The sequence below is a fragment of the Asanoa iriomotensis genome, assembly GCF_016862515.1.
In the GTDB taxonomy this organism is placed as follows: domain Bacteria; phylum Actinomycetota; class Actinomycetes; order Mycobacteriales; family Micromonosporaceae; genus Asanoa; species Asanoa iriomotensis.
The window spans coordinates 1-26,377 of record NZ_BONC01000048.1 but is presented as its reverse complement, the minus strand read 5'-3'; the positions used below and the strand labels follow the sequence as shown (position 1 = coordinate 26,377).

The window sequence follows — 26,377 nt, the reverse complement described above, 5'->3', positions numbered from 1 at the left end:
CGATCGATGAATCGAGGAGACAAGATGTCGCAACTCCCCGACAGCACGTCGGACCTCAGCCGCCGGAACCTGCTGCGCGGTGCGGCGGCCGCCGGTCTGCTCGTCATCCCGGCCACCGGCCTGCTTTCCGCGTGTGCGACCGGCGGTGACGACACTCCGGACACCCCGGCCGCAGGTGGCGAGAAGTCCGACAAGAACCCGCTGGGTGTGAAGGAAGACGCCCAGCTCGAGGTCGTCATCTTCAACGGCGGCTACGGCGAGAAGTACGCGACCGACGTACACGAGCCGCTCTACAAGAAGGCGTTCCCGAACGCGACCATCAAGCACTCGTCCACGCAGGAGATCTCCACCATCCTGCAGCCGCGCTTCGCGGCGGGCGACCCGCCGGACTTCGTCAACAACTCGGGCACCAAGCTGATGGACTTCGGCGCGCTGGTCGCCGACCAGCAGCTGGCCGACCTGACCCCGCTGTGGGACGCGCCGTCGGTCGACGACCCGGCGAAGAAGGTCCGCGACACCGTCGTGGCCGGCACCGTCGAGGTCGGTTCGTTCAACGGCAAGCCGCACGTCCTGTACTACGTGTCGACGGTGTTCGGCCTGTGGTACTCCGGCAAGCTCTTCAAGGACAAGGGCTGGACCGTGCCGGACAATTGGGACGCGTTCCTGACGCTGCTCGGTGACATCAAGAAGGCCGGCATCATCCCCTACGCGTACGCCGGCAAGAACGCGCCGTACTACCAGTACAACGTGATCCTCACGCACGCGGCGAAAATCGGTGGCGCCGACGTGCTGAAGAACATCGACAACCTGGAAGACGGTGCCTGGAAGGTCGACGCGGTCAAGCAGGCCGCCGAGGCCTGGGGCTCGCTGATCGGCAAGGGCTTCATGGACAAGAGCCACGAGGGCCTGATCCACACCGAGGTGCAGCTCCAGCAGAACCAGAACAAGGTGGCGCTCTACCCGTCGGGTGACTGGCTGGAGGGCGAGCAGGCCAAGACCACGCCGGCCGGCTTCGAGTACACGATGGCGACGCTGCCGGGCCTGGGCTCGTCCGACAAGATGCCGGCCGGCACGCTGCGGGCGACCGCGGGTGAGGGCTACGTCGTCCCGGCCAAGGGCAAGAACGTGCAGGGCGGCATGGAGTACATGCGGCAGATGCTGTCCAAGGAGGGCGGCCGCGGTTTCACCGAGGTCGTCAAGGCGCCGACCGTGGTGGTCGGAGCGTCCGAGGGCTACGCTTTCCCGCCGGGTGTCGCCAGCTCCCAGAAGGCGCTGGCCTCGGCCGGTGCCAACGTCGTCAACATCTTCTTCGACGGCTGGTACAAGGACCTCGAGACCGAGGCCCGCGTCGCCACCAACGAGCTGATGTTCGGCCGGATCAACGCCGACCAGTTCTGCGAGCGTCTGCAGAAGAAGGCCGACGCCACGAAGAAGGACGACGCCGTCACCAAGTTCAAGCGCTGACGGGAGCATAGGCAATGCGGCATGGCAAGTACCCATTCATCATCGGGTTCCTGGCAGCACCGGTAGCGCTCTACGCCATTTTCGTGGTCGCGCCGGTCATCCAGGCCTTCCAGCTGTCCTTCACACAGTGGCGGGGTTTCGCGGCGCCGAAATGGATCGGCGTCGACAACTACCGCACGATGTTCGAGGACGACAAGTTCTGGAAGGCGCTCCAGCACCACGCGATCCTGCTGATCTGCCTGCCGCTGATCACCATTGCCATCTCGCTCTTCTTCGCGTTCCTGCTCAACGTGGGTGGCCGGTCACGAGCCGGCGTCATGACCGGGATCTGGGGGTCGAAGTTCTACCGGGTGGTGTTCTTCCTCCCCCAGGTCCTGGCCGTGGCCATCATCGCGGTGCTGTTCCAGACGGTCTACCGGCCCAACGAGACCGGCCTGATCGACGGCGTACTCATGAAGCTCGGTCTGGATCCGATCTTCTTCCTGGTCGACCCGAACATCGCGCTCTGGTCGATCCTGGGCGTGCTGGTCTGGCAGGCGGTCGGCTTCTACGTCGTGCTGTTCTCGGCGGGCATGTCGTCGATCCCGACCGACATCTACGAGGCCGCCGCGATCGACGGCGCCACGAAGTTCACGCTGTTCTTCCGGATCACCCTGCCGCTGCTCTGGAACACGCTCCAGGTCGCCTGGGTCTATCTGGGCATCGCGGCGTTCGACTGCTTCGCCCTGGTCAACGTGCTCTCCATCGGCAACGACGGCGGGCCGGACGGCGCGACCACGGTGCTCGCGGTCGAGATCTACCGCAACATGCAGACCAGTAAGTACGGCTACGCGTCCGCACTGGGCGTCGCGCTGTTCTTCCTGACCATCACGTTTGCCGCGTTGACGCTTCGGGTCTCCCGGCGCGAGAACGTCGAATACTCCTGAGGTCACGATGACGACTCTGCAGACTTCCGAGACGCCGCCGCCCCCGGTGGAGACGCCCAAGCCACGCGGGCGCGGTCGTGGCCGCGGCGGCAGGTCCGACGTCAAGGTGCTGAGCAGCCTCGCCCACATCGCGCTGCTGGTCTGGGCGATCATCGTCCTCGCGCCGATCCTGTGGACCTTCCTGTCCTCGTTCAAGAGCGTCGAGGAGATCTTCAGCAGCCCGTGGACGCTGCCGGCGCAGCTCCGCTGGGACAACTTCGAGCGGGCGTGGACCACCGCGCACGTCGGGCGCTACCTGCTCAACAGCATCCTGGTGGTGTCGCTGTCGACGTTCGGCACGATGCTGCTCGGCTCGATGGCCGCCTACGTGCTGGCCCGCTACAAGTTCTGGTTCAACCGGCCCATCTACTTCCTGTTCGTGTCGGGCCTGGCGTTCCCGGTGTTCCTGGCGCTGGTGCCGCTCTTCTTCGTGGTGAAGAACCTGGGCCTGCTCAACAGCTACACGGGCCTGATCCTCGTCTACATCGCGTACTCGCTGCCGTTCACGATCTTCTTCCTGTCGGCGTTCTTCAAGACGTTGCCGAACACGGTCGCCGAGGCCGCGATCATGGACGGCGCGGGGCACGTGCGGCTGTTCTTCCAGGTGATGATGCCGATGGCCCGGTCGGGTCTGGTCAGCATCACGATCTTCAACATCATCGGCCAGTGGGCGCAGTACCAGCTCCCGGTGGTGCTGATGTCCGGCAACCGCGACAAGTGGGTGATCACCCAGGGCATCGCCGACATTTCGGTGAATGCCGGGTTCGAGGCCGACTGGGGCGGGCTGTTCGCGGCGCTCACGCTGGCGATCCTGCCGATGATCCTCGTGTACGCGGTGCTGCAGCGGCAGATTCAGGCCGGCCTGACGTCGGGCGCGGTCAAATAGTGTCGTACCGCTGAGGTCTAATGACCTTGTGCTGGTCGCGGCGGTTCCGGGGGAGGGCGGTTCGGGTCGGCTCCTGCCGCTCGACGACGGGGGCCGCCCGGCCGGTCCCGCCGCGACCGTGTCGTCGCTGGCCGCGGCCGTGGCGTCCTGGGAGTCCTCGGCCCGGCCGAGGTGGGTCTGGCCGTCGACGCTCGCCGTCTATCCGTCGTTGCTCGCCGCCGGTGTGCGGGTCGAGCGCTGTCACGACGTCGAGCTGACCGAGGCGCTGCTGCTCGGTTCGGCCGGCTCGTGGGGCGCGCCGAGGTCGGTCGCGGCGGCCCTGGCCCGATTGCGGGGCACGCCGGTGCCGCCCGATCCGCTGCCGTTGGCGGCGGCGCCGCCCGGGGGTGGCCAGGGCGAGCTGTTCGCGGCGCCGGCCGTCGGCCCGTCGGTCGAGCTCGACGACCTGGTCGCCGTCTACGCCGACCAGCGTGCCCGGATGGCCGCCGTGCCGTCGCCGCCGTCGCGGTTCCGGCTGCTGGTCGCGGCGGAGTCGGCCGGCGCGCTGGTCGCGAGCGAGATGGGCGCCGCCGGCCTGCCGTGGCGGGCCGACGTGCACGACGACCTGCTCCGTTCGCTGCTGGGTCCGCCGTCAGCGGTCGGCGGGCCGCCCGCCCGGCTCGTGGCCCTGCTGGCCGAGATCGCCGCGGCGTTCGGCGTGCGCTCGCTGCACCCGGAGTCGCCGGGCGAGCTGCTCAAGGCGTTCCACCGGGCCGGGGTCGACGTGCCCAACACCCGGTCGTGGACCCTGCAGCACGTCGACCATCCGGCGGTCCAGCCGGTGCTGGCCTACAAGGAGCTCTTCCGCATCTGGACGGCTCACGGCTGGGCGTGGCGCGACGCCTGGGTCCACGAGGGCCGCTTCCGGCCCGAATACGTGCCGGGCGGCGTGGTCTCCGGGCGATGGGCTTCCCGCGGGGGTGGCGCGCTGCAGATTCCCAAGGTGATCCGCCGGGCGGTGGTCGCCGACCCGGGCTGGCGCCTGGTCGTCGCCGACGCGGCCCAGTTGGAGCCGCGCGTCCTGGCCGCGGTCTCGGGCGATACCCGCCTGGCCGCCGCGGGCCGCGCCGGCGACCTCTACGCGGCCCTGGCCGCCGACGCGTTCGGCGGCGACCGGGCAAAGGCGAAGGTCGCCCTGTTGGGCGCGATGTACGGCCAGACAGGCGGTGCCGCGGTCCCGGCCCTGGCGGTGCTGCGCGGCCACTACCCGACGGCGTTCGGCTACGTCGAGGCCGCGGCCCGCACGGGCGAGGGCGGCGGGTTGGTCCGCTCGTGGCTGGGCCGCACGTGCCCGCCGTCGTCGGTCTCGGTGTCGCTGGCGGAGTCCGGCTACGAAGCGGGTGAGGGCGGCTCCCTGACCGGCGCGCGGGCGCGGGCCCGGGGCCGCTTCACCCGCAACTTCGTCATCCAGGCCACGGCCGCCGAGTGGGCCCTGGCCCTGCTGGCGACCCTCCGCACGGCCTTGGCGGGCACGCCCGCCGAGCTGGTCTTCTTCCAGCACGACGAGGTGCTGGTGCACTGCCCGGCCGAGCAGGCCGACGAGGTGGTCGCCGCCGTCCACGCGGCTGGCGAGCGGGCCACCCGCACCCTGTTCGGCGACACCGAGGTCCGCTTCCCCCTGGAAGCCGTGGCCGCGGAAAGCTATGCGGAGGCCAAATGACTAGCTTTGTCACGTCGGGTGATGGCACGCGGATCGCCTTCAGCGCGGCCGGCGACGGCCCGCCGGTCGTGTTGGTGGGTGGCGGTTTGGACGACGGCTCCGAGAACGAGCCGCTCGCCGCGGTGCTGGCGCGGTGGTTCACAGTCGTCAACTACGCGCGGCGCGGGCGGGGCGCGAGCGGCGACACGGCGCCCTATTCGGTCGGGCGCGAGGTCGAGGACCTGGCCGCGTTGGTCGCGGCGGTCGGTGGGCCCGTGCACCTGTTCGGCGCCTCCTCCGGCGGTGCGCTGGCCCTGATCGCGACGGCCGCCGGGCTGCCGGTGGAGCGGGTGGGAGTCTACGAGGTCCCCTACCTGACCGACCCGGCGATGCGCGCCGCTTGGTTGTCCTATGTGGATGAGCTGACCGCGCTCCTCGCGGCCGGCAGCCGGGATGACGCGGTGGCCGCCTTCATGCGCCTGGCCGGCGCCGGCGACGACGAGATCGCCGGGGCGCGCGCCGCGTCGGTCTGGCCGTCGCTGGAGACGCTCGCGCCGACGCTGGCCTACGACGCGGCCTGCCTGGGCGACGGGGAGGTGCCGACCATGCTGTTCAGCGCGATCGACCAGCCGGTCCTGGTCGCCACCGGCGCCGCCGGTCCGGAGCCGAGTTTCTACGACACCGCCGCAGACGCCTTGGTCGCCGCCCTGCCGGGCGCCGAGCGGTCGGTCCTGTCCCGACCGGGCCACGTCGCCGACCCGGCCCTGCTCGGACCCCTCCTACGCCGCTTCTTCACCTCGTGACCGCGCCCGCCCGCCCCCTAGCAGGTAGTTGTCCGGTGTGGCACGGTCGGATAGGCGACTGGCGGGGTGTGTGGGGCTGGTGGGAGTGGTGAGACTGTAGGCGCCTGTCCCGCGGAACGTGGCGGCGCTCCGCCGGGCCCAGACGACGACCGGCCTGTCTCTTCGCCCGGGCGCCGTCCCGGTCTCGCCGGCCCACCATCCTGATCCGCGAGGCAGGCCCAGGTCGAACAGGACCTGGGGTCAGTTTCGAAGTCCGGCCGGAGCACGGCAAGGCCCAGGTGTCGGCCTGGGCCGCGCAGGGGGTGCGGCCGGATACCGGTGTCGTGACCGGCGTGGTCAGGCGGCGTCCAGGTCTGCCACAGCCCGGTCAGGACATCGGGACGGACCCCAGGGGTCGTATCGATTCGTTCGCCGTTGCGGAGGCAGGCGTGGGTCGGATCGCGGGGATTGTCATAGCTGCCGGTGGGGGCCGGCGCATCGGGGGACCGGAGGCGTTGCTCCGGCGGGGCGACGCGCTGCTGGTCGACGACGTGTGCGGCATCGCGCGCGAGATCGGCTGCGCGCCGCTGATCGTGGTGCTGGGCGCTCAAGCCAACCAGGTGCGCACCGCCGCCCGGTTGGAAGATGCCGTCACGGTCGTCGACAAGGCCTGGGGGACAGGGCTCGGGTCCAGCCTGCGGGTCGGGCTCGAGGCGCTCGTCGGGGTCGCCGCCGATGCCGCCGTCGTGCTCACCGTCGACATGCCGGGCGTGACCGTCGAGGCGGCGCGGCGGGTCGCCCTCCTGCCGCACGCGGACGCCCTCGTGTGCGCGACCTACGACGGGCGCCGCAGCTACCCGATGCTGCTCGGCCGCCGGCACTGGGCCGGCCTGGCCACGCTCGCCAAGTCCGACGTCGGGGCGCGCCCCTACCTGCTCGCACACAAGACCGAGATCGTCGACGTCGCCTGCGACGCCGTCGCCGACGGGCATCGGCTCGACAAGCCTCACCTCGTCACCGCCTTCGGGCTCACCCGCACGACCGCGGAATGATCCCGAAACGCCGCATCCCCGGCGCGAAGCCGGGGTAGGTGTCAGGGCATGACCGACAAGCACGACCCAGACGAGCCGGAACAGCCCAACGAGCCCAACGAGTTCGGCTTCGCCGGCGCCGCCACGGGGCCCGAGCCCAACCTCTCCGAGGACGAGGTCTCCGAGGGCGAGGAGATCGCCGTCCCGGCGGGCGACATCACCGGCGCCATCGTGACCGCCATCGAGGGCCACGACCCCGAAGAGGACGAGGAGAAGAGCTAGAGCTCGAAGCGCGTTCCGACGGTGTTGGGGCGGGTTGCCGCGGGCATCGCTGTCGCGAGTGCCTGTTGCGCCTGCCAGGACGTGCAGTGCGACGGCACGAGCAGTGCGGGGCGCTCGGCGGCCAGCGCCGTCACCGTCTCGTCGACCACCGGGCCGGCGCGCAGGTGGAAGCCGCCCAGCACCGCGTACACCTCGGACACACCGGTCAGGCGTTTCGCGTACCGCACGATGTTGACCACCCCGGCGTGCCCGCAGCCCGTCAGGATCACCAGGCCCTTGCCGGCCACGTGCAGCACCATGGCCTGGTCGTCGTGGATCAGCGGGTCCGGCTCCCACGCGCCGTCGACGAACGCCTGGTGGTTGGGGATCCCCTGCTCGAACGGCACCGTCCGGTCGACCTCGCCGGTGACCAGCAGCATGCCGTCGAGCAGGTACGACGGCTGCCGCCCCTCGATGATCTCGAAGCCGATGCCCTCGATCGCCGCCCGTGACGGGATCGGCATCTCGAACGCCTGGTCCGGGCCCGACACCAGCCGGCGCTGCCGCCAGAAGTCCGGGTGCAGGTAGACGGGCATGCTGGTCCGCCCGAGCCGCCGGATCACCCCTTCGAGCCCCATCACGTGGTCGAAGTGCCCGTGGCTGAACACGATCGACTCGAACGAGTCCGGCCGCAGCTCCAGCCGGTCCAGGTTGCCGATCAACCCGTCGGGCGTGACTCCCGCGTCGAACAGGATCCGCCGCACCGCGCCGCCGACCCGCAGCTCGACCAGTGCCGAGAAGCCGTGCTCGGCGCGCAGGCCGTCGACCGTCTGGCCGGTCACCGAGATCGTGTCGGGCACAGGCGCGGCCCGGCCACCGGAGCCCACGGCACCCCAGCGGCGGATCGGACCCTCGTCGGGCAGCAGCACGTCGGTGTAGTTGTCGATCAACGTCGTGACGTGCACACCGTCGACGGGACGCAGCGTTACGGACGCATCCATAGGCCTAGCCTCGCTTGCCGCCCAGCGGATCGCAGCCCCATCGCCGAAGACGCACCCCACCAGCGCATCCGAGCGTACGCCGAATCGCAAATTCGCCGACCCGAAGCGAATAGCGTGCGTCATGTCAATTACTTCTGGAAAGTTGGGTTGGCATGGTCGAGTAATGGGTTTCGTCTGCGGATTGGGGGACAATATAAACATGCGGCAACTGCAGTTGTTCACCTCCGCCGAGCTCGCTGGAATGCGTGACCGCACCGCAGCCCGCAACTATTCCCTGGCCAAAGACGAATTCCGTCGCACGCATGCCCGCCACCGTGCGTGGGGTCTGGCACGTCGCCACGCCGAGAAACTGCGACGCGTCGGCCGGCCAGCGACCAAGCCCTCGCCCGGCACGCCGGGCCAACATCCACACAGGGCGAGCGGGCAGTCCCCGGCCGCGGGCCTTGTTGATCGACAACCGCGCCGGTCGAGCCGCCCGCCCTTGGCCGCGGAACACGCTGATCGGCAACACACCTCCGACCGCGAACGGTCGAGCGACGGCCGCCGGCCCACTCGGACCGCCCACGCCGTGCGGCCGGTACGAGCAATGGCGGAGACGCCGGAAATATCCAGGACCGGTCCGCACCCCCGGATCGTCATCGCACATGATCATCGGCGACAACTTGCCGGAACGGCGTGTCTGGCCCTGCGGGCAGGTCGGCCGCCGCGTGGCGAGCAGCTTGCGGGTGACCCGCATCCGGTTGCCGCGGGGGTCGCTCGCATGTGGTTGTGGGCCGGCCGCCGGGGCCATCGTGGCCGGGGACGGCCGCGGATGCGGCTTGTCTGGTCTGCGGGTGGGTCGGTCGCCGTTTGGTGATCAACGTCCGGGTGGGTCTTCGGTTTGGTCGCGGTCCGGTCCGGTGCGGCCACCGCCGGCGGGGGACGGCCGCGGGAACGGGCTTGCTGGCCGCGGCACGGGTCGGGTCCGCGCGCGGCGCCGAGGAATTGGCGCTCCACGGCGGCCAAGGGGCCGCCGCAGCGTCAGTCAACAGCCCATTTCGGATCGGCCGCATATCGCATTGTGAGCAATTCACCTCACGATTCGCTCGGCATTCTAAAACCGTAGGTCCGTTCCGCCGCGCCGGCGAATCCATCGCTCAGCGAAATGCCACACCGCATTCGGTGGCGGCACGCCACGACCCGGGGGCGGTCGTGCCAGCCGCGACCGGCAGCCGCAAGCTGCCTGGACGGCGAACGCGGCCCTGACGGCGTGTGCCGACGGGTGTCATGCACGCGTTCGGCGGCCGCCGCCGTGCGCGCCACCGAAAGTGATCCCAGACGCCAGCCGACCCGCGTTTCTCGACGGCGGGCCGGAGTCGTAGCCGTCCTGCTGGCCGGCGCCCAGGCGTCACGGCTAGCTCACGTGTCCCGTTTCCGGATCGGTGGCGGGGCGACCGCCGTCTGACCGCCGTGTGGTGAGGATGAGGTCCACCACCAGGGCCGTCCACCCCGTCTGGTGCCAGGCGCCCAGCCCGGCGCCGTTGTCACCGTGGAAATACTCGGGGAAAGAGATCAGCTCCCGCCAGTCGGGATGCGTCTGGAACAGCTCGCACGCGCCGTAGATGGGCCGGCGCCCGTTGCGGTCCCGGGTGAACAGCCCGATCAGCCGCCGGGACAGGTCGTCGGCGATCTCCGAGAGCGGCAGCCGCGTGCCCGACCCGGTCGGGTACTCCACCAGCAACTCCGTGCCGAAGAACGCCGCGAACTCCCGCAGCGCCCCGATCAGCAGATAGTTGGTCGGCAACCAGATCGGCCCCCGCCAGTTGGAGTTGCCGCCGAACAGCCCGCTGGTCGACTCCGCCGGCTCGTAGCCGACCGTGAACTCCTGCCCGCCCAGCGACACCGTGAACGGCTTGTCGAGGTGCTGCCGCGACAGCGTGCGCAGGCCGAACGGCGACAGGAACTCGGTCTCGTCGAACATCCGGGACAGCATCCGGACGAGCTGCTCCGGAGCGACCATCGCCAGCAGCCGCTGCTGCCGCCCGTCGCCCGCGCGCCGCCGGGTGCCCACGACCAGGCCGTACTCCGGTCGGTTGTGCATGAACCAGCGCAGTCGCTGGGACAGCTCCGGGAGCCGGTTGATCATGAGCGAGGACAGCGACGCCGTCGCGGCCAGGGGCAGCAGCCCGACCACCGAGCGCACCTTCAGCGGCACCCGCGAGCCGTCCGGCAGCCGCAGCACGTCATAGAAGAAGGCGTCGTCCGCGTCCCACAGCCCCTGCTCGTACGCCGCCGACGCGATGTAGGCGAAGTGCTCGAAGAACTTCGTGGCGATGTCCTCGTACGCCGGCTGGTCCACCGCCAGGGTCAGCGCCATGTCCAGCAGGTTCAGCGCGTACATGGCCATCCAGCCGGTGCCGTCGGACTGCTCCAGCACCCCGGCCACCGGCAGCGCCGCCGACCGGTCGAACGGGCCGACGTTGTCGAGGCCGAGGAAGCCGCCCTCGAACACGTTGTTGCCGGTGACGTCCTTGCGGTTGACCCACCAGGTGAAGTTGAGCAGCAGCTTGTGCATCGCCCGCGCGAGGAAGTCGACGTCGCGCCCGCCGTCGATCTCGAACACCCGCAGCGCCGCCCACGCGTGCACGGGCGGGTTGACGTCGCCGAACGCCCACTCGTACGCCGGTATCTGGCCGTTGGGGTGCATGTACCACTCGCGCAGCAGCAGGAGCAGTTGCTGCTTGGCGAACGCGGGATCGACCCGGGCCAACGTGACGCAGTGGAACGCGAGGTCCCAGGCCGCGAACCACGGGTACTCCCACGGGTCCGGCATCGAGATCACGTCGAAGTTGGTCATGTGCCGCCAGGCGCTGTTGCGCCCGTGCCGGCGACCGGGCGGCGGCGTCGGCGAGCCCGGGTCGCCGTCGAGCCACTGCCGCACGTCGAAGTGGTAGAACTGCTTGCCCCACATCAGCCCGGCGATCGCCTGCCGGAGCACGGCCGCCTCGTCGGCCGAGGCGCCGGCGGGGGTCAGCGCGCCGAAGAACTCGTCGGCCTCGGCCCGCCGCGCGGCGAACACCGCGTCGTGGTCGGCACCGAGGTCGAGGGCAGGGGCCACCTGGGAACGACCGCCCGGCGCCCCCGCGACCGACAGCCGCAGCCGGATCGTCGCCGACGACCGCGCCGGCACGTCGAGCACGTAGTGCAATGCCCCCTTGGTGCCCGTCCGGGCCGGGTTGACCGTCGCCGCGCCCTGCACGACGTGGTCGTTGATCCCGTCCTTGGCATAGCGGGACCCGCCCGCCAACCCCCAGAGCCGGCGCGCGTTGGACTCGTTGTCACACAGCAGCGGGACCGGCGACCCGTCGCCCTCCAGGACGAGCGACCCGAGCACCCAGTGGTCACCGACCAGCCGGTTGGTGCCGTCGGCGGCCAGCCGCGGCACGGCGTCGCGCCCGGGCAGCCCCCACGACCAGGTGTTGCGGAACCACAGCGACGGCAGCACGTGCAGGCTGGCCGCCTCCGGACCGCGGTTGGCCACCGTGACCAGCACGCACATGTCGGTTGGCGACGCCTTGGCGTACTCGACGGTCACCACCCAGAACCGGTCCTCGGCGAACACACCGGTGTCGACCAACTCGTACTCGGGCTCGTCCCGGCGGCGCAGGGCGTTGACCGCGACCAGCCGGTCGTACGGGAACGGCGCCTGCGGATAGTGGTAGCGCCAGCGCATCGCGGAGTGGGTGGGCGTGGACTCCTCGTACCACCAGTACTCCTTGACGTCCTCACCGTGGTTGCCGCCGTCGCCGCCCAGCCCGAACATGCGTTCCTTGAGGATCGGGTCGACGCCGTTCCACAACGCGAGCGCGAAGCAGAACGTCTGCCGGTCGTCGCAGATCCCGGCCATCCCGTCGTCGTTCCACCGGTAGGCGCGGGACCGGGCGTGGTCGTGCGGAAAGTAGTCCCACGCGGTGCCGTGCTCGCTGTAGTCCTCGCGAACCGTGCCCCAGGCCCGTTCCGACAGATAGGGACCCCAGGACCGCCACGGTCGCGCGCCACTGTCGGCCTCCGCGAGCCGTGCCTGCTCGGCCAGCACCTCGGCGGTCACCTCCATGTCATCGATCTTCCCTCGCGCTGTTTCTTCCACGGTCATTTTGGAGGCGGTGTGTTACCAAAGGCGCTCCACAGAGGATCCGCCGCGCGAGGCAGGCCATCTTGCCTCATGGCGCGCCGGTAAACGAGATATTTCGCGGCATTGAGAGGTATTTGCGCGACATTGCCCTAGGCTCCCAAACGACCCACTTGGCGCGTCGGCACCCCGCTCGGGTGCCTATCGCCGTATGTCCAGGGGTTGACCGCGAGGGGGCCGGGCCATGCAAAGCACCGCCGACGTTCTCGACGACGAGCCGGTCACCGGTTCGGGCATCAGGCGCGTCCTGATGCTGTCGTGGGAGTACCCACCGGTGGTGATCGGCGGCCTCGGCCGGCACGTGCACTCGCTCGCCACCTCGCTCGCCGCGGCGGGACACGAGGTCACCGTGGTCACCCGGCACGCGGCCGGCGCGCCTCTGGAGGAATACCAGGAGGGGGTACGGATCGTCCGGGCGCCCGAGGACCCGCCCAACTTCCCGCTGGCGACCCCCTCGCTGCTGGCCTGGACGATGGCGTTCAACCACACCCTGACCCGGGCGGCGCTGCGGGCGACCGAGAGCGGCGAGTACGACGTCATCCACGCCCACGACTGGCTCGTGACGCACACCGCGGTCACCCTCAAGGAGCACCTCGACCTGCCCCTGGTCGCCACCATCCACGCCACCGAGGCCGGCCGGCACCAGGGCTGGCTGCCCGACGAGATGAACCGCTGCATCCACAGCGTGGAGTGGTGGCTGGCGCGCGAGGCGTGCAAGGTGCTGGTCTGCTCCGCGTACATGAAATGGGAGGTCTCCCGCCTCCTCGAACTGCCGGCCGAGCGGGTCGAGGTGATCCCGAACGGGGTCAACGACCGGGTCTGGCGGGCCGGGCCGCGGGCGGTCGCGACCGCGCGCAAGCAGTTCGCCGGCGACGGCCCGCTGGTCGGGTTCGCCGGGCGCCTCGTGTACGAGAAGGGCGTGCAGCACATCATCCGGGCCGTGCCCCGGCTGGCCGCCGACCACCCGGGCCTGCGCGTGGTGATCGCCGGCGACGGGCCGTTCCGCGGCGAGCTGGAGTCGGAGACCCACCGGCTCGGCATCCCCGACAAGGTCAGCTTCGTCGGCTTCCAGAGCGAGGCCACGCTGCCCGCGCTGCTCGCCGCCACCGACACCACCGTGGTGCCCAGCCTCTACGAGCCGTTCGGCATGGTCGCCCTCGAGGCGGCCGCCGCGGGTGCCCCGCTGGCCGTGGCCGCCACCGGTGGCCTGGCCGAGATCGTCGAGCCCGGTGTCACCGGCGTGACCTTCCCGCACAGCGACCCGGACGCGCTCGCCGGCGCCGTGGACTCGCTGCTCGGCGACTCGCGGTTCGCCCGGAAGGTGGCCAAGAAGGCCCGGACCATGGTGGCCAAGCGGTACGGCTGGTCCACGATCGCCGAGCGCACCGCGGACGCGTACGACAACGCGATCCGGGAGTCGCCCGCTTTCCTCACCCGGGAGGCGGCCGCCCGCATGGCGTACGGGCAGCCCAAGCTGGTCGTACCCGCCGGTAACCTGCTGAGTCCCGAGGTCGCGTAGCGGCCTGGTCCCATCCGCGGGACAATCACTCCATCGATCGGGGCTTCATCAACTCGGCTCGGGTCACTATGGTGGATTGCGCGGACCAACAGGGATCGGACGGTGCAGCAGACACTGATCGCCGAGCGTTACCGGCTGCTGGAATCCGTCGGCAGCGGGGGGATGGGGCGTGTCTGGCTGGCCCGCGACGAGATGCTCCACCGCGACGTCGCGGTCAAAGAGGTGCAGCCGCCCGACTGGATGACCGCCGACGAGCGCGCGGACCTCGGCCAGCGCACGCTGCGTGAGGCGCGCACCGCCGCCCGGCTCAGCCATCCCAACGTCGTGCAGATCTACGACGTGGTCCACTCCGCGGGCAGCCCCTGGATCGTCATGGAATACGTGCGGTCCCGCTCGTTGCACGAGGTGATCGTCAACGAGGGGCCGCTGGCACCGCGCCAGGTGGCCGAGATCGGTCTGGCCGTCCTCGACGCGCTCTGCGCCGCACACGCCCGCGGGGTGCTGCACCGCGACGTCAAGCCGCACAACGTGCTGATCGCCGACGACGGCCGGGTGGTGCTGACCGACTTCGGGCTGGCCACGTTCGACGGCGACAGCGCGGTCACCCGGGCCGGCATGGTGATGGGCTCACCCCAATACGTCGCACCCGAGCGGGCCAACGACGGCACCTCGACCGTCGAGGCCGACATGTGGTCGCTGGGCGCCACGCTCTACGCGGCCGTCGAGGGCCGGTCTCCGTTCTACCGCCGCACGACGCTGGCCACCCTGACTGCGCTGGCCACCAGCCCGCCCGACCCGGCGAAGCTCGCCGGCCCGCTGCGCCCGGTGCTGACCGGCCTGCTCCGCAAGGATCCCCGGCACCGCCTGACCGCCGACGAGGTCGACCGCCTCCTGCGGCGGGTCATCGACCCGACCGTCAAGCCGCTGCCGCGCCGGCTGCCCCGCCCGCGCCGCCCCGACGGCGCCGCCACCCAGGACGTCGACCCGTCGGCCGCGCCGACGGTCGCGCTCGGCGCCGACGGCCGGCCCCGGGCGAGCGCCTGGTTCGGCCTGGGCACCACGACCTGGCTCGGCGGTGGCGACCGGCGGTTCCGGCGCCGCACGCTCGTGGCCGCCGCCGGCACGCTGGTCGCCGTGCTGGCGGCCGGCAGCGCGTGGGCCCTCAACCGCGACGACAACGAGGCGACCGTCGCCGGCCCCACGCCCGCGGCCTCCACCGAACAGGTCGCCGCCGGCCGGGGCGGCGGCGTGCTGCCCTGCCAGAACCCGCGGAACGCGGTGACCGACCAGGTCGAGGTGGCACCGGTGCCCGACGGCGAGCGCTTCGCTCTGCTGAGCGCCTTCACCTGGTACACAGCTCCGGCCGGATACCGCCTCCCGGCACCGGTCGGCTGGCGCGCCTACACCGAGGCCGGCGGCACCACCTGCCTCTACGACAGCAACATGGAACGCATGATGAGCGTCGAGGCGCTGCCCGCCGCGGTGCCGGACCCGGTCGCCTACTGGACCCGCACGGCGGAGGAGGAGCAGCTCACGGGTGCCCTGGTCGGCTACGCCGATGCCACGATCACCCGCAGCCAGGTGTTCGACGGCGGCGGCGAGTGGGAGTACGAGTTCACACCGGCGAACGCCAAGCCGCAGCGGGCGATCCGGATCCTCTACAACCACGGCGGCCGGGCGTACGTGATCACCTGGACCTGCCCCAAGCTCGACTGGAACGCCAACTGGCTGCCCACGATCAGGCTGGGCTTCCGGCCGCCGGACCCGGTCGACTGATGCTCTTCGAACAGCGGTTGCGCGACGGCATCTCCGACGGCACGATCACGGCGGCGCTGCGCCGGTGGCGTCGCCCGCAGGTGGTGGCCGGCGGGCACTACCGCACGGGCCAGGGCATGGTCGAGATGCTCGCGGTCGAGCCGGTGAGCCGGTCGAAGCTGCGGGCCGCGGATGCGCGGGCGGCCGGTTTCCCCACCCTCGCCGCGCTCCTGGCCGACGTGCCGGCCGGCGAGGGACAGCTCTACCTGCTGCGCTTCCGCCGGCTCGACACGCCCGACCCGCGGTCGGTGCTGGCCGCCGACGCCGATCTCGACGCCGCCGACCGGGCCGCGATCGACACCCGGCTGGCCCGCCTCGACAAGGCCAGCCCGCACGGCCCGTGGACGGCCACCACGCTGGGGATGATCCGGGACCAGCCGGGGGTACGCGCGCCCGACCTGGCCGCGTCGGTCGGACGGGACACCGCCTCCTTCAAGATCGACGTGCGGAAGCTCAAGGCGCTGGGCCTGACCGAGAGCCTGCTGGTGGGCTACCGGCTGTCCCCGCGCGGCCGGGCATACCTCGAACCGCCGCCCTGACCCGCGGGTTCGGCCTAGCGTGGGCAGGGTGCCCGCCATCAGAACGCCCGACGACCGGCTGCGGGTCTTCATCAGCTCGACGCTCGACGAGCTGGCGCCCGAGCGGGCGGCGGTCCGCGACGCGGTGCTGGGGCTGCGGCTGATTCCGGTGATGCCCGAGAGTTCCGCCCGGCCGCACCCGCCGCGCGACCTCTACCGGGCCTATCTGTCCGAGAGCCAACTCTTCGTCGGCGTCTACTGGCAGCGGTACGGCGAGGGCCAGGGCATCAGCGTCGAGGAGGAGTACGTCCTCGCCGAGGAGCTGCCCAAGCTCGTGTACGTGAAGCGGCCGGCGCCGGAGGAGGACCCCCAGCTGAGGGCGATGCTGGACGGGATCCGCGAGGACGCGCGAGTCTCCTACCGGACCTTCGGCGCGGCCGAGGAGCTGCCGGGGATGGTCCGGGACGACATCGCGCTGTTGCTCAGCGAGCGGTTCGCCACGCCGGCGCCGGCGCCCGAACCCGATCCGGACCTCGCGGCCGTGCCGGCGCCGCCCAGCCCGATCCTCGGCCGCGAAGCGGACATCGCCCGGCTGGAGAAGCAGCTCATGGACCCGGGCGTACGGCTGGTGACGCTGACCGGGCCGGGCGGGGTGGGCAAGACCCGGCTCGCCACGGAGCTGGCAGTCCGGCTGGCCCACGCGTACCCGGATGGTGTCCGGTTCGTCGAACTGTCCACGGTGACCACACCGGACCTGGTCGGCGCGGCCCTGGCCCAGGAGCTCGGGCTGCACACCACGGCCAGCCGGCCGCCGATCGACGACGTGCAGGTGTACCTGCGCGACCGCACGCTGCTGCTGGTGATCGACAACTTCGAGCAGGTCGCCGAGGCCGCCCCGGTGATCAGCACGCTGCTGGCCGCGGCGCCCGGCGTGACCGCGCTGGTGACCAGCCGGGCGGCGCTGCGGCTCACCGGCGAATACACCGCCGAGGTGCCGCCACTGCCGCTGCCGGAGGCGGGCGGCGACTACAGCGACGCGCGTACCGGTGCGGTCCGGCTCTTCGTCGACCGTGCCCGGGCGGCCAACCGCGACTTCACGCTCACGCCGGAGAACACCCAGGCGGTGATCGAGATCTGCCGCCGGCTCGACGGGCTGCCGCTGGCCATCGAGCTGGCGGCGGCGAAGGTCCGCCTGTTGCCGCCGCCGGCCCTGCTCGACCGGTTGCGCAAGGGTGTCGGGGCGCTCAGCGGCGGCGCCCGCGACCTGCCGGTCCGCCAGCGCACCCTGCGCAGCACCATCGCGTGGAGCTACGACCTGTTGACCGATGAGCAGCGGCGGCTCTTCTGCCACCTCGGCGCGTTCGCCGGCGGATTCGACCTGGAGGCGGTGGAGACCGTGTTCGGGCCGGCCGAGGTGGACACGCTCGACATGCTGGTCGAGAGCAGCCTGGTCCGGCAGGACGTGCGCGAGGGCGCGCCGAGGTTCCGGATGCTCGACAGCATCAGGGAGTACGCGCTGGACCGGCTCCGCGACACCGGTCAGTGGCACGAGGCGCACGCCGCGGCCGCGGGATATTTCCTGGCTCTGGCGCAGCGGTTGGAGCCGCTGCTGGGCATCGACCCGACGGCGATCGAGCGCCTGGAGATCGAGCACGACAACCTCAACGCGGCGATGAACTGGTTCATCGACGAGCGCGAGTGGTGGGCCGCCATCCACCTCGGTTGGGCGATCTGGGTGTTCTGGTGGCTGCACGGTCACGTCGAGGAGAGCGCACGCTACATGTTCCAGTTGGCCGCCGAGGCACACGACCTGTCCGACGAGGCGACCGCGTTGCTGCTGGTCGGCACCGGCGCGACCGCGTTCATCAGCGGCGACGTCGAGCGGGCCGAGCGCGACCTGACCCGGGCCGAGGAGCTGCTCCGGGCGTTCGGCGACGACCGCAACCGGGCGCTGACCACCGGGGTGCTCGGGACGATCGCCATGCGCCGCGGCCACTACTCCCGGGCACGCGAGCTGCTGGAGGAGACGCGGCGGCTGGGTGCGGACTCGCACACCGACTGGGTGCGCTCGCTGTACTACAGCCGGATGGGGATGATTTCGCTCAAGGAGGGCGACCCCACGACCGCGGCACGGATCTTCCGGGAGGGGCTGCAGACCGCGCGCGACTCGTACGACCGGCTCGGCACGATCGCCGACCTCTACAGCCTCGCGGTGACCGCGATCACGATCGATGACCTCGACAGCGCCGAGCAGTACCTGCGCGAGGGCATGACGCACTCCGCCGAGGCGGGCGACCGGGGGAGCATGGCGTTCAGCCTGGAGGCGCTGGCGGACATCTGCGCGCGGCGGGGGCAGTACGCCCGGGCGGTCCGGATGACGGCCGCGGCCCGTTCGTTGCGGAGCGCGGCGACGACGGTCTGGTTGCGGGCGTACGTGCCGGAATGGCCGACCGCGCACGGCGGTGTGCCGGCGCTGCGGAGCCAGTTGGGCGAGGAGGAGTTCGTGGCCGCCTGGGCACGGGGGAGTGAAGACGACATCAGCTCGGCGGTGGCGTTCGCCATGAGCGATTGATCCGGACAAAACGGACGAAGATCCAACGTCAGGGCCGCCGCGGTGGCAGCGGGTTACGGTGGCTGGAGACGGGCGCCTCGGGGGGAGGACGCGTCATGTCCACTGTGGATAACTCCGCTCACGCGCTGACGAGCGAAGAGACCGAGCAGGTGCGCACGCGCGTACGCATTCTGATCGAGCTCACCTCGCGCACCAACGAGTACCGGCGCGGCCTGGCCGCGGCGGCCCGCCGGCTGAGCCCGGAGGAGGCCGCGGTCCTCGTCGACCTGGAGAAGCACGGCATGCAGGTGCCGCAGCTGCACGACGTGCTGTGCGGCGGGCACGTGCTGGTCGACAACCCGGAGCTGTACGAGGACTGGCGGCACGCCAAGGGCGCCCGCGAGCGGATCTCGAGCCACCACAAGCAGATCGACAAGAAGACATGGCCGGACATCGGCATGCGCGGCTCGGTCGTGCGGGAGAAGCTGCACGGGCGCACCGAGCAGGGCACCTGGGTCCAGCTCGAGAAGACGCCGGCGGCGTTCGGCAAGAAGAAGCTGCCGAGCGTCGACGACCTGCGGCACCTGGTCGACTACTTCACCTACAAGATCACGCGGTCGAACGTGGGGCCGTGGGGCCTGTCGCGCAAGACCGAGCGCCGCCCGATGTACCTGTCGCCGGACGTCGCCATGCCGCAGAGCGTCGGGCCGGCGATCGCGAACTCGCTGTCGAGCTCGTTGCGCACGCTGGAGGAGGGCGACGACGTCACGTCGGCGTCGACCGACCTGGCGCGGATGTTCCCGCCGCCCGAGCGGGAGGACCCGGCCGACGAGCTCGGCCGGTCGATGGCCAACGGCGCCGGCCGCGGCCTGTTCGGAAACTCCAACGTCTGGGTGTCGGAAACCACGTCCGGAACGGCAGCCGCGATCCGCGGCCGAGATCGCGGGCGGCACGGACCGGAGTCGCTGCTCGCGGAGATGGGGTTGTCGTGACCACAGCACACGTTCCCGGTGGGTTGGTCTCGTCGGTGGTCGACCTGGTCGACACGGGCCCGGTGCTGCTCGGCGCCTACACGTCGGCCGAGCTGACCGCGGTCGACGCGGTGGTCGACTTCCTGGAGGCCCGCCCGACGGACGAGGTCCTCGCGGAGGCGGTGCGCTCGTTGGCGGCCCGCGAGCTGCTGGTCGCCAGCGACGGCGACGAACAGCTCCAGGTCCGCGGCGACCTCGGCATCGCGGTGGCGTTCCAGCAACGCGCCCGCACGGTGCTGGACGCCCGGGTCTCCGGCACGAAGCCGGGCGAGCCGTGGCGGATGCTGATGCTGCCGCAGCCCGAGCCGGTCTCGATGCTGGTCCGCATCGACGCGCTCGGCGTGCACGACCTGGGCCTGTTCAAGGCCGACGACGCGCTGGACCAACTGGTCGACTGGCTGCCGCGCGGCGACTACGAGAAGGGCGGCGAGGCGGCCGACGTGGTCGCGGCGAGCGAACGGTCGGCGCTGGTCACGGTCGTGCACTACACCTCGGAGGGCTCGGCCGAGACGGCCGCGGACACGGACGACCTGATCCTGGCCCGCCGCGGCGGCGACCTCTACGCCTTCGGCCGCGAGGAGCCGAACTCGGCTCGCCTGATCCCGCGCCGCCTGGACGACAACAAGGTCGACGACACCATCAGAGCGATGCTCGCCCCGTGACCTGGTTGGTGTGCAGCCACGTGCAGAAGGCCGCCACCGCTTCGATGACGTAGCTGTAGCGCAGCGAGAAGAACAGGTCGAAGGTGTGCTGGGCGCCGGGGAGCTCGGCGTAGAGGACCGGTTGCGTGCTTGTCGTACGCAACCGGGCGACCAGGGTGCGGGTGTCCTCCACCAGCGTCGAGCTGTCGTTGTCGCCGTGGACGAAGAAGAGCGGCGGCGCGTCCCCCGCCCGGTCCACTGGGGACGAACCCGCGCCCGCCGCGCGGCCGTAGTAGCCGTAGAAGCCGACCGCGGCGGTGACCGACGTGTCCGCGGACTCGAAGCCGGGCTGGAAAGCCGGGTCGTTCCGTGTCAGCGCGAGCATCGAGGCCAGGTGTGCCCCGGCCGAGCTGCCGGAGGCCACGATCGTGCGCGGGTCCGCGCCGTAGTCGGCGGCGTGGTCCCGGACCCAGGCGATCACCTTCTTCGCATCGACCAGGTAGTCGGGATAACGGGCCGCCGGCGCCAGGCGGTAGTTGGCGCTCACGCACACCCAGCCCTGTGCCGCCAGGTGGTTGAGCAGCGCGCGGCCCTCGCGGTTCTTGTGGCCCGTCCGGAAGCCGCCGCCGTGCATGAAGACCAGGACTCCGCCGCCCGTGGGGCGGTCGCGGCCGTGGTAGACGTCGAGCAGGTTGCGGCGGCCCGCGTCGCCGTAGGAGAGGTTCGCGACGCGCGTGACGTCGCGGCGGCGGACCGCCAACGGGGCGAGCAGGATGTGCTTCCACGGGCGGCGCGCGGGCGGCACGTCGATGCCGGCGCCCTCGCGCAGGGCCGCGCGCAGGGCCGGGCCGGCGGACAGCGCCCGGCGGGCCAGGACCACCAGGCCGGCGGCGGTGAGCACCGCGACGCCGAACGCGACCAGGCCGCCGGGTGAGGACAGGTCGCCCTGCGCGAGACCGAGGGCGCTGATCGCGACCAGCACGTACAGGCCGATGAAGGGCTGTTCGTTGATCTGGAACGCCACCCAGTGACTCCAGTGCGACGGCGTCGTGTGCTTCGGGCGCGGCGCGACCAACGCGACCGTGGTGGCGAACGCCAGCAGGGCGACGGGAACGGCGTATCCGATGGGGACGGTGCTCATGATCAGGACGGTAACGCGTCAAGGACAGAGGGCGTCGCCGGCCAGCGTCCGCGCGTAGACGACCCGGCGGCCCTCGCGGCGGCGGGTGACCAGGCCCGCCCGGCGCAGCACCGACAGGTGGTCGCTGATGCCGCCGGCGCTGATCCGCATGCGGCCGGCCAGGTCGAGGGTGGCGGCGGGGCGGTCCAGCTCGCGCAGGATCCGGGCCCGCCGGCGGCCGATCAGCGACTCCAGCGACGCGTCGCCGGCGGGCGCCGGCTCCCAGATGTCGCCGATCCCGGCCGGCGGATAGACCAGCGCCGGGTCCCACGGCGGGTCGGTCCGCGGCCAGACCAACGGCCAGGTGAACGCTGACGGGATCAGCAACAGGCCGCGACCGGCCAGCTCGACGTCGACCGACCTGACCGTCTCCCGGACGCTCAGGCAGCCGGCCTCCCACGTCACCGATGGGTGCAGGTCGGCGAACGCGGCCCGGGATCCCACCGCCACCAGGCTCCGGGCGCGGGCGGTGAGCTCGGACTCCAGGAGCGCCGATATCGTGGGCCAGCGCGGCGCGAGGGCCGCCCCCCACAGCGCGCGCATCTGCGCGACGAGGGCGGCAAGGGCTCGGGCCGGGTCGTCGACGAACGGTCGTGCGCCGTCCGGCACGTCATGCCCGTACCGCTGCGTGATCTCCGCCTTGACCTGGCCGGGCGGCGTCCGCGCCACCCGGTCCAGCTCGGTCTCGATCGTCGGGTGCGGTTCCCGCGGCGGCGGGCTGACGAAGACCGGCCAGTAGGGACCGCCGAACGGCGCCGCGGCGTCGAGCAACGACAGATCCAGCTCGGGTACGCGCGGCGCCGCCCACTGCACCCACCGCCGGTGCACGGTGTAGCGCTCCGGCCGTCGCAGCACGTAGAACGCGCCGAGCAGCTCCATGAGCGGCGCGATCGCGAACCGGGTGCGCAGCAGGTCGTCGCGGCCGAACCGATAGCGGATCACGGATTCAGCCTAGGCTGAATCTCTAGGCGCGGCCGACCTCGCGGGCCTACAAACGAGCCGTGACAGCCGAACTCGCGCGCCAGATCATCGAGGCCAACAGCTACCTGACCCTGGGCACCGCGGATGCCGACGGCCGGCCGTGGGCCAACCCGGTCTGGTTCGCACACGACCGGTTCACCGACTTCGTCTGGGTGTCGCGGCCCGGCACGCGGCACTCGCGCAACATCGCCGTCCGACCGGACGTCGGCATCGTCGTCTTCGACTCGACCGTGCCGATCGGACAGGGCCAGGCCGTGTACGCCGAGGCGGTCGCCGCCGAGATCCCCGAGGCGTCGGCCGAGGCGGCGATCGCCCTCTTCTCGGCCCGCTCGGTGGCGCAGGGCGGCCACACCTGGTCGGTGGCGGATGTCGCCGGGCCGGCCCAGTTCCGCCTCTACCGGGCGCGCGCCACCGCACACTACGTCCTCGACGGCCGGGACAGCCGCGTCCTGGTTTCGCCGGGAGTATAGGGGCGTTTATGGTCTAACGCCCGAATACCACGAGTTGCCTGGAACCTCAGCGGTCCCGCTATGTCGTGCTTTTAACTGATGTCTGTGGACTGGAACAGACGCTCGAAGGGACCCCGCAGGTGAAACTCCAGCGGCAGGGCACGGTAGCGGTCGTCGCACTCACAGCATCGCTCGCGCTCGGCGCGTGCGGGACGGACAACCCAACTGACGCGACGGTGGGCGGCGCCGGCGTCGCCCAGGCGATCAACTGCGCCACGGGCACTCTCAACGCGCAGGGCTCGTCGGCGCAGAAGAACGCCATGGACGAGTGGCGCAAGAACTACCAGCAGCAGTGCAGCGGCTCGACCATCAACTACGAACCCACCGGCTCGGGCGCGGGCGTCCAGGCCTTCATCTCCGGCACCGCGGACTTCGCGGGCTCGGACACGGCGCTCACCTCCGCACAGCAGCCGCAGGCGAACAGCCGGTGCGGCGGCAACCCCGCGGTCAACCTGCCGATGGTCGTCGGGCCGATCGCCGTCGCGTACAACCTGTCCGGTGTCGACAACCTCCAGCTCAAGCCCACCACGCTCGCCGGGATCTTCAGCGGCGACATCAAGCAGTGGGACGACGACGCGATCAAGTCCGACAACCCGGGCGTGTCGCTGCCGTCGAGCACGATCCAGACCGTGCACCGGTCCGACGAGTCCGGCACCACGGGCAACTTCACCAACTACCTGACGGCGGCTGCCGGCTCCAGTTGGACCTTCGGGGCGGGCCAGGCGTGGAAGGCGCCCGGCGGCACCGGCTCCAAGGGCTCCGACGGCGTCGCCCAGTCGGTGAAGAGCACCGACGGCTCGATCGGCTACATGGAGCAGTCGTTCGCCGAGAACGCGGGGCTGAACATGGCCAAGATCCAGAACGGCGCGGGCCAGTTCCAGGAACTGACGCCCGAGGCGGCCAGCAAGACCATCGAAGGTTCGCCGGTCACCGGCAGCGGCAACGACGTCACCGTGAACATCGACTACGCGACCAAGGCGTCCGGTGCGTACCCGATCGTGCTGGTCACCTACGAGATCGTCTGCAGCAAGGGCGGCCCGTCCGGCAAGACGGCGTTGATCAAGGGCTTCCTGAACTACACCGCCAGCAGCGACGGGCAGGGCCTGCTCAACGGCCTCGGTTACGCGCCGCTGCCGGGCAACGTGCAGAGCCGGGTCCAGTCGTCGGTCAACAACATCTCCTGACCGGCGCACGGGCCCGGCTGGAGGAAAAACGATGGCCGGCGGATTTCTGCCACGCCGCAAGGGTTTCGGTGCTGAGCGCGCGTTCAGCACCGTAACCCTGCTGGCCGGCGCGATGGTCCTCGTGATCATCGTCGCGATCACGGTCTTCCTCATCGCGAAGGCGATCCCCGCGCTACAGGCCGACACGGCCAACTTCATCACCGAGACCGACTGGTTCCCCAACCAGGAGCCGCCGGTGTTCGGCATCGCGGCGATCGCCTGGGGCACCCTGGTCACCTCGGTGATCGCGCTGCTGGTGGCCGTGCCGGTCGCGTTGGGGATCGCGCTCTACCTGTCCCACTACGCCAACCGGCGCATCGCCGACACCTTCGGCTTCCTGATCGACCTGCTGGCCGCCGTACCCAGCGTCGTGTTCGGGCTCTGGGGCTTCATCGTCTTCATCGAGCCGGTCAGGACGTTCTCGGTCTGGCTCAACAAGTACTTCGGCTGGCTGCCGTTCTTCGACGGGACCGGACCGTTCGGCCGCTCGTTCATGCTCGGTGGCCTGGTGCTGGCCATCATGGTGCTGCCGATCATCACCGCGCTGTCCCGCGAGGTCTTCCTGCAGACACCCACGGCGGACGAGGAGGCGGCGCTGTCGCTGGGCGCCACCCGGTGGGAGATGATCCGCACCGCGGTGCTGCCGTACGGGCGGGCCGGCGTCATCGCCTCGGTGATGCTGGGCCTCGGCCGGGCCCTCGGGGAGACCATCGCGCTCGCGCTGACCCTCGGCTTCATCAACGAGATCACCGTCAACGTCATCCAGAACGGCGGCAACTCGATCGCCGCCAACATCGCCAACGGCTTCGGCGAGGCCGGCGACATCGGCCGCGGCGCCCTGATCGCCTCGGGCCTCGTGCTGTTCGCCATCACCCTCGTCGTCAACGCGGCCGCCCGGGTGATCATCTACCGGCGCCGCGAGTTCACGGAGTCGGCGGCATGATGACCGATCCGGCTGTGGCGCCGCCGGGGCAGGGGCCTGGCCTGCGGGGGAGGCGTACGCCTTTCGTCGCGTACGTGGGTCTCGCGGTCGTCGCGCTCGGCGTGGCGGCGGCGATCTGCTACGGCACCGGCGTCGGCGGCTGGGTCCTCATGCTGGTCATGGGCCTGGTGCTGTTCCTCGCCGGTGTCTACGCCGTGGTCAGCAGGCTGGAAGGCCGGCGGGCCGGCCGCGACCGCACCTGGAGCGTGCTGATCCACTGCGCCTTCGTGCTCGCCCTGGTGCCGCTCGTCTCGGTCGTCTGGACGCTGATCTCCAAAGGCAGCGAGCGGTTCGACCTCAACTTCTTCACCACGTCGCTGAACAACATCGGCGCCCGCGACCCCGACGGCGGCGCCGTCCACGCCATCATCGGCACCCTCGAGCAGGTCGCCATCGCCACCGTGATCACGGTGCCGCTGGGCATCCTGGCGGCCATCTACATCGTCGAGTACGGCCGCGGCCGGTTCGCCACGCTGATCCGGTTCTTCGTCGACGTGATGACCGGCATCCCGTCGATCGTGGCCGGCCTGTTCATCCTGTCGTTCTGGGTGTTGATCGTCTCGCCCGTCTACAACAACGGACAGCCGTCGTTCTCCGGGTTCGCGGCGGCGCTGGCGCTGAGCGTGCTGATGCTGCCGACGATCGTGCGGTCGACCGAGGAGATGCTGCGCCTGGTGCCGGCACCGCTGCGCGAAGGGTCGTACGCCCTCGGGGTGCCGAAGTGGAAGACCATCCTGCGCGTGGTCATTCCGACGGCCTTGCCCGGAATCGTCACCGGCATCATGTTGTCCATAGCACGCGCGGCAGGGGAGACAGCGCCGGTACTTTTGGTTGCAGGCGGCAGCGCTGCCGTCAACATCAACCCGTTCAACAACAACCAGTCGTCGCTGTCGCTCTACGTGTTCCAGCAGGCCAGCGACGCCTCCAGATTCGCACCGGCCCGTGCCTGGACCGCGGCGCTCACCCTGGTGGCCCTGGTGCTCATTCTCACCGTCGCCGCCAAGCTCTTCGCCAGGCGCAACCGCATCTCTCGTTGACATCCGTCACGGAAAGTCGTTGAGAAACATGGCAAAGCGCGTGGAAGCGTCCGGGGTCACCGCCTACTACGGTTCGTTCAAGGCGATCGACAGCATCAACCTCACCGTCGAGCCGAAGTCGGTGACCGCGTTGATCGGTCCGTCGGGTTGTGGG

Annotated in this window: 21 protein-coding genes; 17 read left to right on the top strand and 4 right to left on the bottom strand. The window is 70.9% G+C overall.

Annotation, left to right across the window (positions count from 1 at the left end):
• Window positions 1-24 precede the first annotated feature (24 nt).
• The 7 genes from ngcE (at window position 25) to Air01nite_RS28040 (ending at window position 7,088) form a co-directional block, all read left to right on the top strand.
• A complete protein-coding gene (gene ngcE, locus Air01nite_RS28070; protein ID WP_203706326.1) occupies window positions 25-1,464 on the top strand; it encodes an N-acetylglucosamine/diacetylchitobiose ABC transporter substrate-binding protein in 1,440 nt (479 codons plus the stop codon).
• Window positions 1,465-1,478: 14 nt separating this feature from the next.
• Window positions 1,479-2,390, top strand: coding sequence for a carbohydrate ABC transporter permease (locus Air01nite_RS28065; protein WP_203706325.1), 912 nt, complete (start codon window positions 1,479-1,481; stop codon window positions 2,388-2,390).
• Between the two features lie 7 nt (window positions 2,391-2,397).
• A complete protein-coding gene (locus Air01nite_RS28060) occupies window positions 2,398-3,315 on the top strand; it encodes a carbohydrate ABC transporter permease (RefSeq protein WP_203706324.1) in 918 nt (305 codons plus the stop codon).
• Window positions 3,316-3,343: 28 nt separating this feature from the next.
• The gene (locus tag Air01nite_RS28055) at window positions 3,344-5,014 is read left to right on the top strand and encodes a bifunctional 3'-5' exonuclease/DNA polymerase (RefSeq protein WP_203706323.1); all 1,671 of its coding nucleotides are present in this window, start codon (window positions 3,344-3,346) and stop codon (window positions 5,012-5,014) included.
• The gene (locus Air01nite_RS28050) at window positions 5,011-5,796 is read left to right on the top strand and encodes an alpha/beta fold hydrolase (RefSeq protein ID WP_203706322.1); all 786 of its coding nucleotides are present in this window, start codon (window positions 5,011-5,013) and stop codon (window positions 5,794-5,796) included. The genes Air01nite_RS28055 and Air01nite_RS28050 overlap by 4 nt, the downstream gene beginning before the upstream one ends.
• Before the next feature lie 446 nt (window positions 5,797-6,242).
• The gene (locus tag Air01nite_RS28045) at window positions 6,243-6,827 is read left to right on the top strand and encodes a nucleotidyltransferase family protein (RefSeq protein ID WP_203706358.1); all 585 of its coding nucleotides are present in this window, start codon (window positions 6,243-6,245) and stop codon (window positions 6,825-6,827) included.
• Window positions 6,828-6,875: 48 nt separating this feature from the next.
• A complete protein-coding gene (locus tag Air01nite_RS28040) occupies window positions 6,876-7,088 on the top strand; it encodes a hypothetical protein (protein WP_203706321.1) in 213 nt (70 codons plus the stop codon).
• Here Air01nite_RS28040 and Air01nite_RS28035 read toward each other — a convergent pair.
• Together Air01nite_RS28035 and Air01nite_RS28030 are read right to left on the bottom strand one after the other, a co-directional pair.
• Complete coding sequence (locus Air01nite_RS28035; protein WP_203706320.1) at window positions 7,085-8,068, bottom strand: MBL fold metallo-hydrolase; 984 nt, start codon at window positions 8,066-8,068, stop codon at window positions 7,085-7,087. The genes Air01nite_RS28040 and Air01nite_RS28035 overlap by 4 nt on opposite strands.
• Window positions 8,069-9,461: 1,393 nt before the next feature.
• Window positions 9,462-12,161, bottom strand: coding sequence for an MGH1-like glycoside hydrolase domain-containing protein (locus Air01nite_RS28030; RefSeq protein ID WP_203706319.1), 2,700 nt, complete (start codon window positions 12,159-12,161; stop codon window positions 9,462-9,464).
• A gap of 259 nt (window positions 12,162-12,420) precedes the next feature.
• Between Air01nite_RS28030 and Air01nite_RS28025 the strand changes: the two genes are divergently transcribed.
• The 6 genes from Air01nite_RS28025 to Air01nite_RS28000 all read left to right on the top strand — a co-directional run bounded on the left by Air01nite_RS28025 (window position 12,421) and on the right by Air01nite_RS28000 (window position 20,332).
• Window positions 12,421-13,755 (top strand): glycosyltransferase family 4 protein, encoded by a 1,335-nt coding sequence (locus tag Air01nite_RS28025; RefSeq protein ID WP_203706318.1) that lies wholly within the window; start codon window positions 12,421-12,423, stop codon window positions 13,753-13,755.
• Window positions 13,756-13,857: 102 nt separating this feature from the next.
• Window positions 13,858-15,531, top strand: a complete 1,674-nt coding sequence (locus tag Air01nite_RS28020; protein ID WP_239091018.1) for a serine/threonine-protein kinase — start codon at window positions 13,858-13,860, stop codon at window positions 15,529-15,531.
• Window positions 15,531-16,109 carry an ASCH domain-containing protein gene (locus tag Air01nite_RS28015; RefSeq protein ID WP_203706317.1) on the top strand — a complete coding sequence of 193 codons (579 nt, stop codon included), beginning with the start codon at window positions 15,531-15,533 and terminating at the stop codon, window positions 16,107-16,109. The genes Air01nite_RS28020 and Air01nite_RS28015 overlap by 1 nt, the downstream gene beginning before the upstream one ends.
• Before the next feature lie 28 nt (window positions 16,110-16,137).
• Window positions 16,138-18,660, top strand: a complete 2,523-nt coding sequence (locus Air01nite_RS28010; RefSeq protein WP_203706316.1) for an ATP-binding protein — start codon at window positions 16,138-16,140, stop codon at window positions 18,658-18,660.
• 95 nt (window positions 18,661-18,755) lie between these two features.
• Entirely contained in the window at window positions 18,756-19,631 is an 876-nt protein-coding gene (locus Air01nite_RS28005) for a hypothetical protein (protein ID WP_203706315.1), read from the top strand.
• On the top strand, window positions 19,628-20,332 hold the full coding sequence (locus Air01nite_RS28000) for a hypothetical protein (RefSeq protein WP_203706314.1): 705 nt from the start codon (window positions 19,628-19,630) through the stop codon (window positions 20,330-20,332). The genes Air01nite_RS28005 and Air01nite_RS28000 overlap by 4 nt, the downstream gene beginning before the upstream one ends.
• On the opposite strand, the gene Air01nite_RS27995 is transcribed toward Air01nite_RS28000, so the two are convergent.
• The gene (locus tag Air01nite_RS27995) at window positions 20,310-21,452 is read right to left on the bottom strand and encodes an alpha/beta hydrolase (RefSeq protein ID WP_203706313.1); all 1,143 of its coding nucleotides are present in this window, start codon (window positions 21,450-21,452) and stop codon (window positions 20,310-20,312) included. The genes Air01nite_RS28000 and Air01nite_RS27995 overlap by 23 nt on opposite strands.
• Window positions 21,453-21,470: 18 nt before the next feature.
• Complete coding sequence (locus Air01nite_RS27990; RefSeq protein ID WP_203706312.1) at window positions 21,471-22,433, bottom strand: DUF5937 family protein; 963 nt, start codon at window positions 22,431-22,433, stop codon at window positions 21,471-21,473.
• 59 nt (window positions 22,434-22,492) lie between these two features.
• Between Air01nite_RS27990 and Air01nite_RS27985 the strand changes: the two genes are divergently transcribed.
• The 4 genes from Air01nite_RS27985 to pstA all read left to right on the top strand — a co-directional run bounded on the left by Air01nite_RS27985 (window position 22,493) and on the right by pstA (window position 26,223).
• Complete coding sequence (locus Air01nite_RS27985; protein ID WP_203706311.1) at window positions 22,493-22,942, top strand: pyridoxamine 5'-phosphate oxidase family protein; 450 nt, start codon at window positions 22,493-22,495, stop codon at window positions 22,940-22,942.
• A gap of 119 nt (window positions 22,943-23,061) precedes the next feature.
• Window positions 23,062-24,165 carry a phosphate ABC transporter substrate-binding protein PstS gene (gene pstS / locus Air01nite_RS27980; RefSeq protein WP_203706310.1) on the top strand — a complete coding sequence of 368 codons (1,104 nt, stop codon included), beginning with the start codon at window positions 23,062-23,064 and terminating at the stop codon, window positions 24,163-24,165.
• A gap of 31 nt (window positions 24,166-24,196) precedes the next feature.
• A complete protein-coding gene (gene pstC, locus Air01nite_RS27975) occupies window positions 24,197-25,147 on the top strand; it encodes a phosphate ABC transporter permease subunit PstC (protein WP_203706309.1) in 951 nt (316 codons plus the stop codon).
• Window positions 25,144-26,223: a phosphate ABC transporter permease PstA gene (pstA, locus tag Air01nite_RS27970; RefSeq protein ID WP_203706308.1), complete on the top strand. Its 1,080-nt coding sequence runs from the start codon at window positions 25,144-25,146 to the stop codon at window positions 26,221-26,223. The genes pstC and pstA overlap by 4 nt, the downstream gene beginning before the upstream one ends.
• The last annotated feature ends 154 nt before the right edge of the window (window positions 26,224-26,377 follow it).